At 64.1% G+C, this 16,764-nt stretch carries 13 protein-coding genes; 6 read left to right on the forward strand and 7 right to left on the reverse strand.

Annotation, left to right across the window (positions count from 1 at the left end):
- Positions 1-116 precede the first annotated feature (116 nt).
- The 3 genes from WN982_RS15865 to hemC are packed head-to-tail and all read right to left on the reverse strand — an operon-like array spanning position 117 to position 4,338.
- Positions 117-1,307, reverse strand: coding sequence for a heme biosynthesis protein HemY (locus WN982_RS15865; protein ID WP_341312887.1), 1,191 nt, complete (start codon positions 1,305-1,307; stop codon positions 117-119).
- Positions 1,308-1,309: 2 nt separating this feature from the next.
- On the reverse strand, positions 1,310-3,334 hold the full coding sequence (gene hemDX, locus WN982_RS15870) for a fused uroporphyrinogen-III synthase HemD/membrane protein HemX (protein ID WP_341312888.1): 2,025 nt from the start codon (positions 3,332-3,334) through the stop codon (positions 1,310-1,312).
- Positions 3,334-4,338 (reverse strand): hydroxymethylbilane synthase, encoded by a 1,005-nt coding sequence (gene hemC / locus WN982_RS15875; RefSeq protein ID WP_341312889.1) that lies wholly within the window; start codon positions 4,336-4,338, stop codon positions 3,334-3,336. Before hemC ends, hemDX begins: the two co-directional genes overlap by 1 nt.
- A gap of 350 nt (positions 4,339-4,688) precedes the next feature.
- Between hemC and ppc the strand changes: the two genes are divergently transcribed.
- The gene (gene ppc, locus WN982_RS15880) at positions 4,689-7,871 is read left to right on the forward strand and encodes a phosphoenolpyruvate carboxylase (RefSeq protein WP_341312890.1); all 3,183 of its coding nucleotides are present in this window, start codon (positions 4,689-4,691) and stop codon (positions 7,869-7,871) included.
- Positions 7,872-8,003: 132 nt separating this feature from the next.
- Here ppc and WN982_RS15885 read toward each other — a convergent pair whose 3' ends face one another.
- Positions 8,004-8,756 (reverse strand): class I SAM-dependent methyltransferase, encoded by a 753-nt coding sequence (locus WN982_RS15885; protein WP_341312891.1) that lies wholly within the window; start codon positions 8,754-8,756, stop codon positions 8,004-8,006.
- Positions 8,757-8,926: 170 nt separating this feature from the next.
- Between WN982_RS15885 and WN982_RS15890 the strand changes: the two genes are divergently transcribed.
- Together WN982_RS15890 and argH are read left to right on the forward strand one after the other, a co-directional pair.
- Complete coding sequence (locus tag WN982_RS15890) at positions 8,927-9,739, forward strand: helix-turn-helix transcriptional regulator (protein ID WP_341312892.1); 813 nt, start codon at positions 8,927-8,929, stop codon at positions 9,737-9,739.
- Between the two features lie 142 nt (positions 9,740-9,881).
- On the forward strand, positions 9,882-11,288 hold the full coding sequence (gene argH, locus WN982_RS15895) for an argininosuccinate lyase (protein ID WP_341312893.1): 1,407 nt from the start codon (positions 9,882-9,884) through the stop codon (positions 11,286-11,288).
- 224 nt (positions 11,289-11,512) lie between these two features.
- Here argH and WN982_RS15900 read toward each other — a convergent pair whose 3' ends face one another.
- Positions 11,513-11,818 (reverse strand): NIPSNAP family protein, encoded by a 306-nt coding sequence (locus WN982_RS15900; RefSeq protein ID WP_341312894.1) that lies wholly within the window; start codon positions 11,816-11,818, stop codon positions 11,513-11,515.
- A 198-nt stretch (positions 11,819-12,016) separates the two neighbouring features.
- On the opposite strand from WN982_RS15900, the gene WN982_RS15905 reads away from it, so the two are divergent.
- From WN982_RS15905 to WN982_RS15915, 3 genes are all read left to right on the forward strand, one after another.
- The gene (locus WN982_RS15905; RefSeq protein ID WP_341312895.1) at positions 12,017-12,559 is read left to right on the forward strand and encodes an energy transducer TonB; all 543 of its coding nucleotides are present in this window, start codon (positions 12,017-12,019) and stop codon (positions 12,557-12,559) included.
- Between the two features lie 510 nt (positions 12,560-13,069).
- Positions 13,070-14,377: an MFS transporter gene (locus WN982_RS15910; protein ID WP_341312896.1), complete on the forward strand. Its 1,308-nt coding sequence runs from the start codon at positions 13,070-13,072 to the stop codon at positions 14,375-14,377.
- 98 nt (positions 14,378-14,475) lie between these two features.
- Entirely contained in the window at positions 14,476-14,655 is a 180-nt protein-coding gene (locus WN982_RS15915; RefSeq protein ID WP_341312897.1) for a hypothetical protein, read from the forward strand.
- A 121-nt stretch (positions 14,656-14,776) separates the two neighbouring features.
- On the opposite strand, the gene WN982_RS15920 is transcribed toward WN982_RS15915, so the two are convergent.
- Both WN982_RS15920 and waaC read right to left on the reverse strand, forming a co-directional pair.
- Positions 14,777-14,914, reverse strand: coding sequence for a hypothetical protein (locus tag WN982_RS15920; RefSeq protein WP_341312898.1), 138 nt, complete (start codon positions 14,912-14,914; stop codon positions 14,777-14,779).
- A 713-nt stretch (positions 14,915-15,627) separates the two neighbouring features.
- On the reverse strand, positions 15,628-16,632 hold the full coding sequence (waaC, locus tag WN982_RS15925; RefSeq protein ID WP_341312899.1) for a lipopolysaccharide heptosyltransferase I: 1,005 nt from the start codon (positions 16,630-16,632) through the stop codon (positions 15,628-15,630).
- Positions 16,633-16,764 lie beyond the last annotated feature (132 nt).

Genomic DNA, 16,764 nt, shown 5'->3' on the forward strand with positions numbered 1-16,764 from the left:
CCTACGTCATGCTGCACACAGCAACGAAAAAGCCCCCGGCATCTACCGACGCCGGGGGCTTTTTCATTTCCGTCTACTTCCGCGCCGTTTCGACCACACGGCGCAGCGAACGAACCTCAAACGATATTCATCGCCAATGCACTCTCGCGATAATGCTGGCTCGCCTTATCCGCATCGCCAAGCTGCTCGTGCAAACGCGCCAGCGCGCGATGCGAGCGAATCTTCAAGGTCTCGTTGTCGGCCAGTTTCAGCGCGTGCTCGAGGAAAGATTGCGCCTTGCCCCACAACTGTTGATGCAGACACAAGCGGCCCAACGCGAACAGCAAATCCGCATCTTCCGGACGCTCCTTCTGCCACCCCTCGGCTTTCTGGATCAGCGGCAATGCGTCGCCTGCGGCAGTGTCCGGATAACGGCGCAGCAAACGCGCGTCCCAGTTCTGCGCCAACGCCTCTTCGACAATCTTGCGCGCTTCCTGCGGCCAGTTCAGCGACACCAGCAGTTCCGCGGCCGTATCGGCGAGACGCGGCGAATGACGCTCGGTGGGCGACAGCGAATGCCACAACTCCAGCAACGCATCGGCGTTATGACGCCGGTCGCGCAGCAGGTTTTCCGCCGCGAGCTGGCGCAAACGCACCGCCACCGCCGGGTGGATCGCCTCGCGCTTTTCCAGCGTCTTGACGAGCTTGAGCACTTCGCCCCAGTTCTTCAATTGCTGTTGCGCGCGCAACATGATCTGCTGCGCGTGAATGCGCCGTGCGCCCTGCGACTGCATTTCGGTCAGCGCGGTGAGCGCGCCGTCCGCGTCGCGGCCGTCGGCGCGCATGTCGGCGGTTGCCATCAGGCGCGCGTCCTGCCAGTCGGCTCCGTCGATTTGCGCGAGCCATTCGTCGCGCCGCGCATATTCATGCATGCGGTGCGCCGCGGTGGCCGCGATCAAGCCGGCCGCGCCCTTGTTGTCGCCAATCGTGAGCGCATCTTTCGCGGCTTTTTCAGCGCGCGAAAAACGGCCGGCGTACAGGTTGCCGATCGCATCACGCAACGCGGCATGCGCCTTCGCGACACGCGAGCGCGCACGGTACGCGGCCACGCGCTGCGGCATGCGCCAGATATTGCGCACGATACGCAGCAGCGCATAGAGCAGGGTGAACAGCACCACCAGCCCGACCACGAACAGATTCAACGAGATGTCGACGCGGTACGGCGGATAGATCAGCAGCACCTGCCCCATGTCGAAGCGCCCGACCACTGCCAGCGCCACGGCGATGGCGAACAGCAACGCAAGCCATAGAAGTCCCCGGATTGCCATGATTAACCTCGGCTCCGGTATTGGTTGACGGCTTGCAGGCTTGTGTTCAGATTCGGCACCTCGACTGCCGCCGAGCCCGCATCCACCTGCTTGACCAGATCGATCACGGTCTGCGTTTTCTTCGACGTGGTGTCGAAGTAGCGCTCCAGCGCGGCGTCCGCCGCGTGCAGGTCGGACTTCAGCGTGGTCTGGTTGCGCGACAGCAGCGCAAGCCGCGCCGACAGCAGACGCATCTTCAGATTCTCGCGCACGAAGTAGCCTTGATCCGGCGTGACGAGCATCGCGTCGGCGTTGTCGATGCGGCGCACTTGCACGAGGCTGGTCAACTGCTGGCCGATGCCGGTCGTGACTTCGCGCCACCACACTTTCCAGCGCGGCTCGCCGGTGGCCGCGGCTACCTTTGCCGTGTCGGCCCACGTCGCGGCTTGTGGCGTTGCATGGGCGATCGGCGCTTCGCCCGAGAGCGGCAAGCTGTCGACCTGGTCGATCGCGTTGTCGAGCTTGATGGCGAGGCCGGTCAGATCGGTGGACGGCGCTGCCTTCAGCTTGTCGATGTCTTGCGCGATGGCCTTGCGCACGGCCACCACTTGCGCGCCGTCCGACGCGGCGAGGCGCGTGTCCGCGCTTTGCAGCGCGAACAGCGCGAGTTGCGTATTGCCGGTGAGCTGCAACTGCTGGCTCGCAGCAGAGAGCATCTGACCGACTTCGGCGAGCGTCCAATCGTCCCGATTGCGCGCGAGATCGGCGTATTGCTGCTGCAAGGCCTGCTGCGCGCTTTGCGCGTCGGCGAGCTTGCCTTCGAGCTGCGCGACCTGCGAATCGGACTGGTGAACCGTGGCCAGCGCCTGCTCGGTCTTGATGCGCAGTTCGTTGGTCTGCGTGTCGTTGGCTTGCTGGCGTTGCGCGAGCTGCTGCTCGGCGCGCTCCAGCTTGCGATTGAGCGCATAACCGCCCACGCCCGCCGCACAGGCGATGATCACGACGACAAACCACAGCAGCGGTCCGCTCGCGCTGCGGCGCTTTTTTTGCGCTTCGTAGGGCGTGAAGGGTTGATTCGGCGGCAACGCAGTGGTCGCGGCCGGCTGGGGTGAAGCGTTCGTGGATGCGTTCGTTTCAGTCATGCGTGATTTAGCCGGTGAATGAGCCGGGTTGGACGGTACCGGTTGAACAACGGGAGGCACGGCGGCAAGCAATGCGCGGGCAATGCGATCATCGCCCGCGCCGGACACCGTAATGCTATCAAAACCCAATGCCCGCGCGGTCTGCGCGATGCGGGGATGCGGCGTGACGAGCGTGGCGTGTTTCAGCTGCGCGATCTCGTCGGCGGTGAGATGTTCTTGCGCGAGTTCGTGCAGATTGCGCACGCCTTCGGAACTGGTGAGGAGCCAAGCATGCGATTCGCCCGCCAGGAGCGCGTGCACGCGCGCCCAGGCGCCGATCGACGGTTCCGGCACGAGGCGGCGATACGCCGCTACTGTTTCGACTTCGGCACCCGCTTCGCGCAGGCGCTCGGCCAGCCATTCGCGGCCGCCGTCGCCGCGCACGATCAGCACGCGTTTGCCTTCGAGCGTCGCCGCGCCGAGCGCCGTGTCGATGGCGGCAAAGAGACTCTCGGAATCGAAGCGCGCCGTATCGTCGTCGGCCACGGACGGCGGGCTGATGACGTTGTACGCGGGTGCCGTGACGCCGTGGCGCACCAGCGCCTGCACGCTGCCAGGGCCGACCACGCCGATCGGCAGCGCATGCGGCCAGATCGCATTGCTGTGGGCAAACGCGTGATCGATGGCGTTCGGCGACACGAACACCACCAGCGCATAGCGTTCCAATGACGCCAGCGCCGCACGCAGCGGAGCGTCGTCTGCGACGGGCGCGATGTCGATCAGCGGAAATTCGAGCGTGGCGATGCCGGCCGCCGCGAGCAACGCATTCAGCTCACTCGACTGACCGGCCGGTCGCGTAATCACGACTGTGAACGCCGCCTGGCCGGCGGAGGAAGATGCTGTGTTGCCTGGGATATCGGCCGCCATCACTCGCCGGTCACCGCGCTATCCCCCGAACCTGCCGCGGGGCCGCTGGCCGTGCTGAGCGCACGGACGATCTCCATCGCGCCTTGCTGTTCGAGCGCGCTCGCCACTTCCTGGCCGAGCGCGACAGCACGCTCGACGCTCGGCGCGGGCGCCGACGCCTGCGCGCTCAACACGCGCTGGCCGTCGGGCGTGGCGACGATGCCGCGCAGATGCAGCGCGCCGTCATGCCAGCTTGCATAGGCCGCGAGCGGCACTTCGCAACTGCCGCCGAGCGCGCGCGACACCATCCGCTCCGCTTCGACGGCTGCGGCCGTGGGTTCGTGATGCAGCGGCGCGAGCCATGCCGCGAGGTCGGCGCGATCGGCGCGAATCTCGATGCCGAGCGCGCCCTGACCGGCCGCCGGCAAGCTGTCTCCCGGATCGAGCAGCGCGCGGATGCGCCCGGCAAGACCCAGACGCTTCAGACCGGCAGCCGCCAGGATGATCGCCGCGTAGTCGCCCCGGTCGAGTTTCGACAGACGGGTATCCAGATTGCCGCGCAACGGCAGCACCACGAGGTGCGGGTAACGCATGCGCAGCATCGCTTCGCGGCGCAGGCTGGAGGTGCCGACCACGGCGCCGGCCGGCAGCGCGGCAAGCGACTCGTACTCATTGGACACCAGCGCATCGCGCGGATCTTCGCGCTCCATGATGGTGGACAGCGCGAAGCCGGCGGGCAATTCCATCGGCACATCTTTGAGCGAATGCACGGCCAGATCGGCGCGGCCATCGGCCAGCGCGCTCTCCAGTTCCTTGACGAAGAGGCCCTTACCACCAACCTTCGACAAGGTGCGATCGAGAATTTGATCGCCGCGTGTTGTCATCCCGAGGATTTTTACGTCACAAGATGGATATAATTTGTGCAGCGCACATCGCACATGCTCCGCCTGCCACATGGCAAGGCGGCTTTCTCGCGACGCAATCACAAGCGTGTGGGGTGGCGCAGATAACGTCTCGGTGTTCATTGCTTGCTGATCGAATGACGGGATGTAATAACAATCAATGTTAGCACGCGCCCCCTGTGTCCTCCGACACGCCGGAGCGCCGTGCTGGCGCGGTATCGATGGAAGAGACAGGCCCCTCGCGGCGCGCACCTGCCCCATCCCTCGCCTGTTCACGCACGGTCGTTCGCGCACCGGGCGGCGGCATGCGCGATGATGCAGTGCGGCGCATCGTGCGCGTATTGTGCAAAGGCGCGCGGCCCAATCTCCGGCGCATGTCCATCGACGCGTATCGTTTTCCTGCAGTCCAAGTAGCAGCCACGTAGTAGCAGTCCATCATTCAATAGACCCTGGCTTCCCTGAGGAAACCCATCGTGACGTCTTCCGGATCGGCGCGCCCTGCTCGCCGCAACACTGCATCGCCCAACGCTCAAGCGGCCGACGCCGCAGTTGCATCCGCCGCTTCCGCTGTAGAGGCCACACCGGCCAAACGCACGGTCAAAGCGTCTAAAGCAGCGAATGCCGCCAAAACCATCAAGGCTTCCAAGGCTTCCACGCCCGTCAAAGCCGGCAAGGCAACCCAAGCCGCGACTGCCGCAAAGGCCATGAAACCGGCCAAGGCTGGATCCACGAAGATCAAGATCAAAGCCACAGCAAGCGAAGCGGTCGCGCCTGAAGCCGAGAAAGCGCCCACGCTGCAAGCTGTTTCGAAGGATACGCTCGTGCCGGCGCCGAAAAACGGCGGTCGCACGCGTGAAGACAAGGATCACCCGCTGTTCCAGGACATCCGCTATCTGGGACGCCTGCTCGGCGACGTCCTGCGCGAGCAGGAAGGCGACGCGGTGTTCGACGTCGTGGAGACGATTCGTCAGACCGCCGTGCGCTTTCGCCGCGAAGACGACAGCGCCGCGGCGCAGACGCTCGACAAGAAGCTGCGTTCGCTGAGCCCGGAGCAAACCGTCAGCGTGGTGCGCGCCTTCAGCTATTTCTCGCACCTCGCGAATATCGCCGAAGACCGCCACCGCAACCGTCGTCATCGCATCCATGCGCTCGCCGGTTCGACCTCGCAGCCAGGCACGGTTGCGCATGCGCTCGAACGGCTGGTCGAGGCAGGCGCCGCCGCGACGCCGGTATTGCAGCAGTTCTTCAACGAGGCGCTGATCGTGCCGGTGCTGACCGCGCACCCGACCGAAGTGCAGCGCAAGAGCATTCTCGATGCGGAGCACGATGTCGCACGCCTGCTCGCCGAACGCGATCAGCAGCTCACCGAGCGCGAACGCGCGCACAACGAAGCGATGCTGCGCGCACGCGTCACGTCGCTGTGGCAAACGCGGATGCTGCGCGACTCGCGGCTGACCGTCGCCGATGAAATCGAAAACGCGCTGTCGTATTACCGCGCCACGTTCCTCGAAGAAATCCCGGCGCTCTACGCCGACATCGAAGACGCGCTCACCGAACACGGGATCGCCGCGCGTCTGCCGCCGTTCTTCCAGATGGGCAGCTGGATCGGCGGCGACCGCGACGGCAATCCGAACGTCACCGCGGAGACGCTCGAGCACGCGATCACCCGCCAGGCCGCTGTGATCTTCGAACACTATATGGAGCAGGTGCACAAGCTGGGCGCGGAACTGTCGGTATCGAATCTGCTGGCCGGCGCGAGCGACGCACTGAAAGAACTCGCGGCCGCCTCGCCCGACCAGTCGCCGCATCGCGTCGACGAGCCGTATCGCCGCGCGCTGATCGGCATGTACACGCGGCTCGCGGCAAGCGCGCGCGTGCGTCTCGGCGAAGGCAGCGTGCCGGTGCGCAGCGCGGGCCGCGGCGCGGCGCCGGTGCGCGCAAAACCGTATGGCGACGCCGCCGAATTCGTGCGCGACCTGCATGTGCTGATCGATTCGCTCGCCGAGCACCATGGCGCACCGCTGGCCGCGCCGCGCCTGTCGCCGCTCGCGCGCGCCGCCGAAGTGTTCGGCTTCCATCTCGCCAGCATCGACCTGCGCCAAAGCTCCGACATCCATGAAGCGGTGATCGCCGAGTTGCTCAAACGCGCGGGCGTCGAAGCGGACTATGCAGCGCTCCCCGAAGCGGACAAGCTGCACGTGCTGCTCGCTGAACTCGCGCAGCCGCGTTTGCTGCGCTCGCCGTACGTCGAGTATTCCGATCTCGTGAAGAGCGAACTCGGCGTGCTCGAAGAGGCTCGCGTCACGCGCGAGAAATTCGGCGCGCGCGCGGTGCGCAACTACATCATTTCGCACACGGAGACGGTCAGCGATCTCGTCGAAGTGATGTTGCTGCAGAAAGAAACGGGCCTGCTGCATGGGCGCCTCGGCGACGCCAACGATTCGGCCAAGGCCGCGCTGATGGTGATCCCGCTGTTCGAGACGATCCCCGACTTGCGCGACGCCGCGCACATCATGCGCGATCTGATCGCGCTGCCGGGCATCGGCGCGCTGATCGAACATCAGGGCAACGAGCAGGAAGTGATGCTCGGCTATTCGGACAGCAACAAGGACGGCGGTTTCCTCACGTCGAACTGGGAGCTGTACCGCGCCGAGCTCGCGCTGGTGTCGCTCTTCAACGAACGCGGCGTGACGCTGCGCCTGTTCCATGGCCGAGGAGGCACGGTCGGCCGGGGCGGTGGTCCGACCTATCAGGCGATTCTGTCGCAGCCGCCGGGCACCGTCGACGGTCAGATCCGCTTGACCGAGCAGGGCGAAGTGATCGCCAGCAAGTTCGGCAATCCGGAAATCGGCCGACGCAACCTCGAAACCGTGGTCGCGGCGACGCTCGAAGCATCGCTGCTGCCGCACGGCAACGCGCCGGCACAACTGCCCGCGTTCGAAGAAACGATGCAGCAGTTGTCCGATGCGGCAATGGCGTCGTATCGCGCGCTGGTCTACGAGACGCCGGGCTTCAAGGAGTATTTCTTCGAATCGACGCCGATCGCGGAGATTGCCGAGCTGAACATCGGCAGCCGTCCGGCTTCGCGCAAATTGCAGGACCCGAAACAGCGCAAGATCGAAGATCTGCGCGCGATTCCGTGGGGCTTCTCATGGGGCCAATGCCGTTTGCTGCTGACCGGCTGGTACGGTTTTGGCAGCGCGGTGGCCGCGCATCTGGACAGCGCGCCGAGCGACGCAGAACGCACGCGCCGTCTCGCGCTGCTGAAGAAAATGCACAAGACCTGGCCATTCTTCTCGACCCTGCTGTCGAACATGGACATGGTTCTGGCGAAGACCGACCTCGCGGTGGCGTCGCGCTACGCGCAGCTGGTGTCCGACAAGAAGCTGCGCAAGCACGTCTTCGAGCGAATCGTCGCGGAATGGGAACGCACGTCGAAGGTGTTGTCGGAGATCACCGGCAAGAGCGAGCGGCTCGCGGAGAATCCGCTGCTCGCGCGTTCGATCAAGAACCGCTTCCCGTATCTCGACCCGCTCAATCACTTGCAGGTGGAATTGCTCAAGCGTCACCGCGCGGGCGATACGAATGCGCGCGTGCGGCGCGGGATTCATTTGAGCATCAACGGAATCGCGGCGGGCCTGCGTAATACGGGTTGACGAGCACGGGCTCACGCGCGTGACGCAAGCGGGGCGCTTTGTTGTGCGCCTCGCTACGTTTGTCCGATTCGCTACGGCGGAATGTCGGTTTCGGTATTCCGCCGTTTTCTTTTTTTCGCGACCTACTGCGGCTTATTGCGCCTCGACCATCAGCGTGTCGAGCTTGAACGAGCCGTCTTCCTGCACGTCGAAATACTGCCGCACTTCATCAGGCGAGTTGCGCCACAGCGAGCGGATTGCCACCACACGCGGCTGCGGCGTGCGCATGCGCTCCACCCACGATTTGAACTCGATCGCGATCCGCCAACGCTCGCGAATCGACGCCTTGAAACCGGCTGCTTCGAAGAGCGCGATCCACTCGTCGGCGCGGTAGTCGCGAATGTGCGAGCCGTCGCGCAGCAATTCCACCGCCTGAATATGCGTGTCGAGCAGCGGATGATCGGCGCCGGCAATGTCGATGAACAATACCTTGCCGCCCGGTTTCAGTACGCGGCGCACTTCCGCCAGCGCGAGCGGCACATCGTGCCAGTGATGCGCGCTCATCCGGCTGATCACCCAATCGAATGAATCGTCGTCGAACGGCAGCGTTTCGGCGGCGCCCTGTTGCACGCGGATGTTGGCCAGTCCGCGATCCTTAGCGGCGCCTTCCACGGTAGCCAGCATCTGCGGCGCGATGTCGTATGCGACCACTGCTTTGGCATGCGGCGCCACAGCGAAGCTCGCGTGACCCGCGCCACAGCCCATATCGAGCACCGTCGCACCCGGCGTCGCCGCGATCGCTTCGGCCAGCGTCTGCAGATCGGCACCGGTGGCATGCGTCTGACTCGTCAAATACGCGGCGGCGGTCGAGCCGAAGGCGTCGGCGACCTGATCGTGATGCTTCATGGGAGGCTCCGGCTACTTGTGTGGGGTTGGGCTGGAACGCTGTCTGCCGTTCCAGACGTTACAATAGAGTCCGTCGTGTACCAGTACAAGTTAAGCAATTATTCTGGTATCAATAACACCCCTTCCACGCGCCGCTTTATCAGAATGACCGCGCAGAACGACCACGCAGAATGACCACGCCGTCCTCAGTTGACAACCCACCGCCGCTCGACGCGACGCCCGCCCGCGCGCTCGGCGACTTCATCCGCGCGCACCGCGAGCGGCTCTCGCCGCAAGCGGTCGGCTTGCCGCCGGGCCCGCGCCGCCGCACGCCGGGCTTGCGGCGCGAGGAAGTCGCGCAGCTATGCGGCGTCAGCCCGACCTGGTACACATGGATCGAACAGGGGCGGCCGGTGTCCGCATCGGCCGATGCGCTGGCGCGGATCGCCGTGGCGTTGCAATTGTCGCGTGCCGAGCGGGCGTATCTGTTCGAACTGGCCGCCCAGCGCGACCCGGCCGAGCCGGACCCGGCCGCCGCCGACGCGCCCGCCACGCTGCTGCAAACCGTGCAACTGGTCGACGCACCGGCCTATGTGCTCGACCGCCAATGGAATGCGCTGGCCTGGAACGAACGCGCCGCCGACCTGTTCGTCGGCTGGCTGGACGGCGCACACGACCGCAATCTGCTGCGCTACACCTTCACCGAGCCGGCCGCGCGCGCGTTGATCTTCGACTGGGAAACGCGCGCGCGGCGCCTCGCCGCCGAATTCCGCGCCGATTCGATCCGCCACCTGAACGATGCGCCCACGCGCGCGCTGATCGATTCGCTGGCCGCCGCCAGCGATGCGTTCGCGCGCTTCTGGGCGTCGCAGGACGTCGGCGGCCGCGAGGGCGGACGGCGCGAATTCAACCATCCGCGCGACGGCCGCATCGTGTACGACCAGATCACCTTCAAACCCGCCCATCGCGAGGATCTGAAGCTGGTCGTGCTGGTGCGCGAATAAGCGCCGCGCAGCGACGCCATTTGGCGCCACCGCCCCGGTGTTAAAATCCCTGTCTTTCTTCGCTTCCGCGGCACCCGCGCACTGCACGTATGTACCGTACGCAAACGCCGTCAGCCTCCTCACCGCTCAACTGCCAAACACCATGACGTCCCAACTGCACAAAAAAGGCGAAGCCTGGTCGGCTCGCTTCTCGGAGCCGATGTCGGAGCTCGTCAAACGCTACACGTCGTCGGTTTTCTTCGACAAGCGTCTGGCACTCGTCGATATCGAAGGGTCGCTCGCGCACGCCTCGATGCTGGCCGCGCAGAAGATCATCGCCGCCGACGACCTCGCGGCGATCCAACGCGGCATGGCGCAGATCAAGGGTGAGATCGAGCGTGGCGAGTTCGAATGGCAACTCGATCTGGAAGACGTCCACCTGAACATCGAAGCGCGCCTGACCGCGCTGATCGGCGACGCCGGCAAGCGCCTGCATACCGGCCGCTCGCGCAACGACCAGGTGGCGACGGATATTCGTCTGTGGCTGCGCGGCGAGATCGACCGGATCGGCGGTCTGCTGAAGGATCTGCGCATCGCCCTGCTCGACATGGCCGAGAAGAACGCGTCGACCATCATGCCCGGCTTCACGCACCTGCAGGTCGCGCAACCGGTCACATTCGGCCATCACCTGCTGGCCTACGTCGAAATGTTCTCGCGCGATGCCGAGCGCATGATCGATTGCCGCAAGCGCGTGAATCGTCTGCCGCTGGGCGCGGCAGCGCTCGCCGGCACCAGCTATCCGATCGACCGTCACGCGGTGGCCAGGACGCTGGGCTTCGACGGCATCTGCGCGAACTCGCTGGATGCGGTGTCCGATCGCGACTTCGCGATCGAATTCACGGCCGCATCGGCCTTGGTGATGACGCATGTGTCGCGCTTCTCGGAAGAACTGGTGCTGTGGATGAGCCCGCGCGTAGGCTTCATCGATCTGGCCGACCGTTTCTGCACCGGTTCGTCGATCATGCCGCAGAAGAAGAACCCGGACGTGCCCGAACTAGCGCGTGGCAAGACGGGCCGCGTGAACGGTCATCTGATGGCGTTGCTGACGTTGATGAAAGGCCAGCCGCTCGCGTACAACAAAGACAATCAGGAAGACAAGGAACCCCTGTTCGACACCGTCGATACGGTGGCCGATACACTGCGCATCTTCGCTGAAATGGTCGCCGGCATCTCGGTCAAGCCGCAAGCCATGCGCGACGCCGCGCTGCAAGGTTTCTCGACGGCAACCGATCTCGCCGACTACCTGGTCAAGCGCGGCCTGCCGTTCCGTGACGCGCACGAAGCGGTCGCGCTGGCGGTGCGCGTGTGCGTCGATCGAGGCTGCGATCTGGCCGACCTGACGCTCGAAGAAATGCGCAGCGAGTTGCCGAACGTCGCGCATCTGATCGGCGAAGACGTGTTCTCGTATCTGACGCTCGAAGGGTCGGTGGCGAGCCGCAATCACGCGGGCGGTACGGCGCCCGAACAAGTGCTTGCCGCCGTCAAAGCTGCGCGTGATGCATTGAAGTAACGCGACTCGTCGAGCGATACAAAAAAGGCGAACCCACCGGCGGGTTCGCCTTTTTTGTTTTCAGGCTATGGAAGCGCGAGGCGGCGCACCAAAAAGAAAGCCCGCACGAAGCGGGCTAAATGAAAGACTTCCACCGATGCCTCTCGAAAGAGGCAGTCAAAGTGTAGGCGCGTTTTGGCCGCAGAGGAATCTTGCCTCATTTCAGGCCATTACAAAGCGCGCGGTCAACTAAAAACCGGCCGAAAAAAACTCCGTTCGTAGCTGACGATACAGCGCGTCTGTTCCGCATACGCGAACGCGGCCTGACAGTCGGGATCGTCCATCGACTTGACGCGATATGCCTCGTAAGTCGCCAGCGATTCGAACGAGAACATCGCGAGCGCTACATTGCTCACGCCTTCGGACGGCAAAAAATAGCCGTGATGCCGGCCGCCGAATTTCTCGACCAGCGGAATCCACAGCTTGCCGTAATGCTCGAATTCTTTCAGTTTGTACGGGTCGATGACGTAGCGCAGATAGCAGGTGATCATGGCGTTGGTTTTTGTATCGGAATGGGCGTGATGCGATGGTACGTCAATTCGTGCATAAGCAGCGCCGACTCCACGCTAACTGCCGATGCAATGCAACGCACTAGCCGCGTTGCATCGCATCGCAGGGCGAACGCCAATTGCATCCTTGCGCTTTTTGACTACCATCAAGTTAGATCAGGTTTCAATGCTTCTACGACGATGCTCAGACGCACGCGTCACCTTCGCCGCTTGACTGGACGCTTCGCTTCGCGCGTCTGCGCATGGCCATTGCACGTGCGCGGCACAGCCTTGGCGACGGCTGCGGTGCTGGCGCTCGCCGTGACGGGCTGCACCATCACGCTGCCGCAACGGTCGGTCGTCGAGACGCCGGTGGCCGCCGTCAACAGTGCGACGCTCGATCAGTACCGCAGCGCCGTCGCCCAACGCATCATCGAGCGCAATCCGTCCTATGTGCTGCGCGGCACGCCGCAAGCGATGCTGCGCTCGCTGGTGGTGGTCTCGTTCACGGTCGACAGCAATGGTCAGGTGGTCCAATCGGCGGTGTATCGCACCAACGGCGACGACGAAGCCGAGAGCACCGCGCTTGCCACATTGCGCCGTGCCGCGCCGCTGCCGCAGCCACCCGGCAAATTGCTGAACAGCCGCGGCCAGATCGAACTGTTCGAAGACTGGCTCTTCAACGACGACGGCAAATTCCAGCTGCGTACATTCGCTTCTCCGCAAGCGCAGACCATCAACTGAACGCGGCTTCAAAACAGCAAGCCGCGCAGCAAGCCCTAGCCCGCCTTGCTGCGCCGCGGCTACGCTCGCTATAATTTTCCGACTCCTGCCGCCGGAGCCTTCCGGCACGGCTGTCGCCGCCCGCTCACCCGCCGGCGCGGCGAGAGCCCGATAGCAGCGCCGCCGCGTCATCCGCGCGCGCCGTCTGCTCGATGCTCTTGCGTAATGCTCGATGGTTAGCGCCTGGCGCTGAACCGGCCGCCCGGCTCTTCGCGCGCCGCCTGCTCGATGCCGGTTCGATGCCTGCAACACACCTGGTTATTCCCTGGTATTGCCGCTTTCGCGCACGTTCGCTGCCGGCTGCCGTTGTAAGCTGTCGCGCATCGTTGCTCGCGCCGCGCCTGGCCGCACCTTTGCAAGCCAGCGAGACGCGCCGGGACACACGAACTTAACAAAGATGCCGCCTGAACTCGCGCACCGCCTCAAACGAGGTCCGTCGACCGGCGGCGTCACGACACATGGAGACCCTGCATGTCCATTTCGCCGATTTCCGCGGCCCAGTCCAATGCGGCCGGGCAGAACAGCAGTGCGCGGATCATCTTCGCGAGCTTTATCGGCACCGCGATCGAGTTCTACGATTTCTACGTCTATGCGACCGCCGCGGCGCTCGTGATCGGACCGGTGTTTTTCCCGCACGGTTCGGCGACCGCTCAGGCCTTGTCGGCCTTCGTCACGTTCGGCATCGCGTTCATCGCGCGGCCGATCGGCTCGTTCCTGTTCGGCCATTTCGGCGACCGGATCGGCCGTAAATCGACGCTGGTCGCTTCGCTGCTCGTGATGGGCGTATCCACCACGCTGATCGGCCTGGTGCCGGGCTACGACTCGATCGGCAGCCTCGCACCGATCCTGCTGTGCATTTTGCGTTTCGGTCAAGGTATCGGCCTCGGCGGCGAATGGGGCGGCGCTGCGCTGCTCGCCACCGAGAACGCGCCGGCCGGCAAGCGCGGCTGGTTCGGGATGTTCCCGCAACTTGGGCCGTCGATCGGTTTTCTGGCGTCCAACGGTTTGTTCTTCGGCCTCGCGCTGTCGCTCTCCGACGAGCAATTCCGCAGCTGGGGCTGGCGCGTGCCGTTCCTCGTCAGCGCGGTGCTGGTCGCGCTCGGCCTGTATGTGCGTCTGAAGATCGCCGAGACGCCGGCCTTCCAGGCGGCCATCGAACGCGAGGAACGCGTGAAGGTGCCGATCGCGACGCTGCTCTCGCAGCACTGGCTGCCGACGCTGCTCGGCGCATTGGCGATGGTGGTTTGCTACACGCTGTTCTACAACGCGACGACCTTCTCGCTGTCGTACGGCGTGTCGGTGCTGTACATTCCGCGGCCGACCTTCCTCGGCATGCTGTGCATCGCGGTGGTGTTCATGGCGCTCGCCACACCGCTGTCGGCATGGGCCAGCGACCGCTATGGCCGCAAGCCGGTACTGATCGTCGGCATCATCGCAGCGATCCTGTCGGGCTTCACGATGGCGCCGCTGCTCGGCAGCGGTCAAACACCGCTGGTGCTGTTGTTCCTCGTGATCGAGCTGTTCCTGATGGGCGTGACCTTCGCGCCGATGGGCGCGTTGCTGCCGGAACTGTTCCCGACCAACGTGCGCTACACCGGTGCAGGCGTGTCGTATAACCTCGGCGGGATTCTCGGCGCGTCAGTGGCGCCGTATATCGCGCAAGTGCTGGCCGCGCATGGCGGACTGAGCTGGGTAGGCGCGTATGTGTCGATCGCCGCGGCCGTCAGCATGATCGGCGTGCTGTGCATGCGCGAGACGCGCGATACACGCCTGATGTAAGGAAGCTAGCTGCGTCCTGAGTAAATCCCTGTCTTGCGCGTCTTTTTGACTTGCCTATACTCGAGTCGAATAACCCTTTGGCAAGCAGGGAGGCTTGGATGAACATTCATCTCCACAACGCGGACGTCGTGATGATCATTGCGCTCGCGTTACTGTGTTCGCTGCTGCTGGCGCTGCGCTTTCGTCCTGCGACGTGGAAAGGCCTCGTCGTGGAAGCGCTGGCCGCGAACGCGGCGGCGATCACTGCCGTGATTGCTTTCGAAATGCTGCTAGCCTGAGCGTTGCGGTGCCGCTTCGCGAGGCGGCCCGCGCCACGGTTGCGACTGCCAGGGCCGATGCCCATCCCATGCAGGCCAATGGCGGTCGCGTGGCTCAGCGCTGCGCATGCGCTGCGGGCCGTTACCGATAATAGTAGCCACCGTGATGGTAATAGCCGCCACCGCCATAGTAATAACCCGGCGCCGGTGCGACGATGCAGCCGCCAAGCGCCGTTGCCAGCAGCGAGCCTGCAATCAAAGTCAGGATTAAGCGTTTCACGTTGTTCTCCCTTTCGTGTCAGATTCATTCGAGCCAAACCCCGAATGACTCGATTGAACACGACGCCGCCTCGCACGAGCGTTGCGATATGTAAGGGAAGATCACCAACGTGTTACACGATTGCGCGCTGTAACCGGCCAGTTGCCGAGCGTGGCCGCGACGAGTTCACACCGGAAGAACACACCGCCTATACTGCGTTGAGCACCCGCATCCGGCGCAGGCCCTGTCGGCGGCGGGTGTACGGATAAAGCGCATATGAAGCGCATGAATTAGCCGCGCTGGCGTACCAGGCCTGGAACCACGGCGACCTGGAAAACAGCACACGTGGCCAATTAGGTGCTGAACGAAAAGCGACAGATTTAACAGGCGTGTAATGCGCAACGCCGAGTCGAACGCAGCGGGACCGGCTGCGGGCAACCGGCGGCGGGTAAGCGGCACAGGAACGGGCGAACGCTCGCGCCATTTGCCGAGCAGAATGAACCATTGAACTCGACAGCCGCGTGGCGGTCTTTCAAGAACTGGGCTCGGCTAATCGACGTGACCGCTCAGTGCTTTACCGGGTTTGTTCATTGCATCGATTCCTCTCCGCCCGCAGTTCCCCGACGCGGGCGTTTTTCGGAGGCGTTCCGTGGCAGCGCTTGTTTGATTGAGCGAGTGCGCGTCGCGCCTCTTTTCTTTTTGCTCAAACGTTTGCGTGAAAACGCGAGAAACGCTCAGGCTGCGGCCGAGCCGCGCACTGTTTCGACGGCGTTCGGGTCGGTGCACACGTAGTCGATCGCGTCCAGCGCTGCGTCGATCGACGGCACCGAACGGCCGTCACCGATGGAGATCGAACGGAACGGCGCTTCAACGCCGCAATGCGACGGCGACGTCGCGACGAAGATCATCACGGTACGCTTCTGCAACGCATGCGCGAGGTGGACGAAGCCGGTATCGGTGCCGATCACCAGCGCGCACGCATCGATCATCTGCGCGATTCCGGTCACGCTCATCTTCGGCAGGACGGTTGCGCGCGGCACCTGCGAGGCAATTTTCTCCGCCTCGGCTCGCTCGCCCTCCGAGCCCCACGGCAACACCACCTGGAAACCACGCTCAGCCAACTCGCGGCCAATTGCCACCCAGTGCGGAATCGGCCACTTCTTGTCGTCTTTGGAGGTGGCATGAAACAGCGCGGCAACCGGCGCGCTGCCTGGCGCGAACGGCGCTACGGCCGACTCCGGCAGGCGCAGATTGTAGATGGCCGGCCCCTCGACTGCATAGCCGAGCGCTTGACCCGTGCTGATACGCATACCATGCCACGCATTGCACTGCGGACGCGGGCCGAAGCGCCCGGTGTAGGCAAACGCGGCGCCACGCTCGCCAAGATCCTGGGACTGATAGCCGATACGCTGCGGCGAACGCGCCAGAAAGGCGATGATCGCGCTCTTGTAGACGCCGTGAATGTCGACGATGAAGTCGTAGCGATATGCGCGCAATTCGGCGATCGACGCGGCGATCGACTTGAAATCGGCCCAGCGGCGCGCTTTCTTGAAACGGCGCAGCGGCGCGCACAGCACGCGATCCACGCCCGTGCTCCATTGCACCACTTCGGCGAATGCTTCGTCAGCCGCCCAGTCCACTTGAACGCCGGGATACGCGCGTTTAATGTCGGCGACAACCGGCAGCGCCTGCACGATATCGCCGAGTGATGTGACCTTGACGATAAGGACTCGCTTCATTGAGGACCTGTTAGTTGTTCAAACGTCAAGCTATTTTAGCCGACGATTGGGGGAATCACGATTGAAGGGCGCAGCGCGCAATGCGGTTCTTAATACAACGCGTTACATGGCACACCTTACAAATAAATTTTT

Origin of the sequence: Paraburkholderia sp. IMGN_8, assembly GCF_038050405.1 — a bacterium.
Classification (GTDB): Bacteria; Pseudomonadota; Gammaproteobacteria; order Burkholderiales; family Burkholderiaceae; genus Paraburkholderia.

Coding starts and splice junctions, on each gene's coding strand:
- waaC (WP_341312899.1), bottom strand. CDS start 16,632: ATGAAGCGAGTCCTTATCGTCAAGGTCACATCACTCGGCGATATCGTG.
- hemC (WP_341312889.1), bottom strand. CDS start 4,338: ATGAACACCGAGACGTTATCTGCGCCACCCCACACGCTTGTGATTGCG.
- argH (WP_341312893.1), top strand. CDS start 9,882: ATGACGTCCCAACTGCACAAAAAAGGCGAAGCCTGGTCGGCTCGCTTC.
- WN982_RS15905 (WP_341312895.1), top strand. CDS start 12,017: ATGCTCAGACGCACGCGTCACCTTCGCCGCTTGACTGGACGCTTCGCT.
- WN982_RS15900 (WP_341312894.1), bottom strand. CDS start 11,818: ATGATCACCTGCTATCTGCGCTACGTCATCGACCCGTACAAACTGAAA.
- WN982_RS15915 (WP_341312897.1), top strand. CDS start 14,476: ATGAACATTCATCTCCACAACGCGGACGTCGTGATGATCATTGCGCTC.
- WN982_RS15890 (WP_341312892.1), top strand. CDS start 8,927: ATGACCACGCCGTCCTCAGTTGACAACCCACCGCCGCTCGACGCGACG.
- WN982_RS15865 (WP_341312887.1), bottom strand. CDS start 1,307: ATGGCAATCCGGGGACTTCTATGGCTTGCGTTGCTGTTCGCCATCGCC.
- WN982_RS15885 (WP_341312891.1), bottom strand. CDS start 8,756: ATGAAGCATCACGATCAGGTCGCCGACGCCTTCGGCTCGACCGCCGCC.
- hemDX (WP_341312888.1), bottom strand. CDS start 3,334: ATGGCGGCCGATATCCCAGGCAACACAGCATCTTCCTCCGCCGGCCAG.
- WN982_RS15910 (WP_341312896.1), top strand. CDS start 13,070: ATGTCCATTTCGCCGATTTCCGCGGCCCAGTCCAATGCGGCCGGGCAG.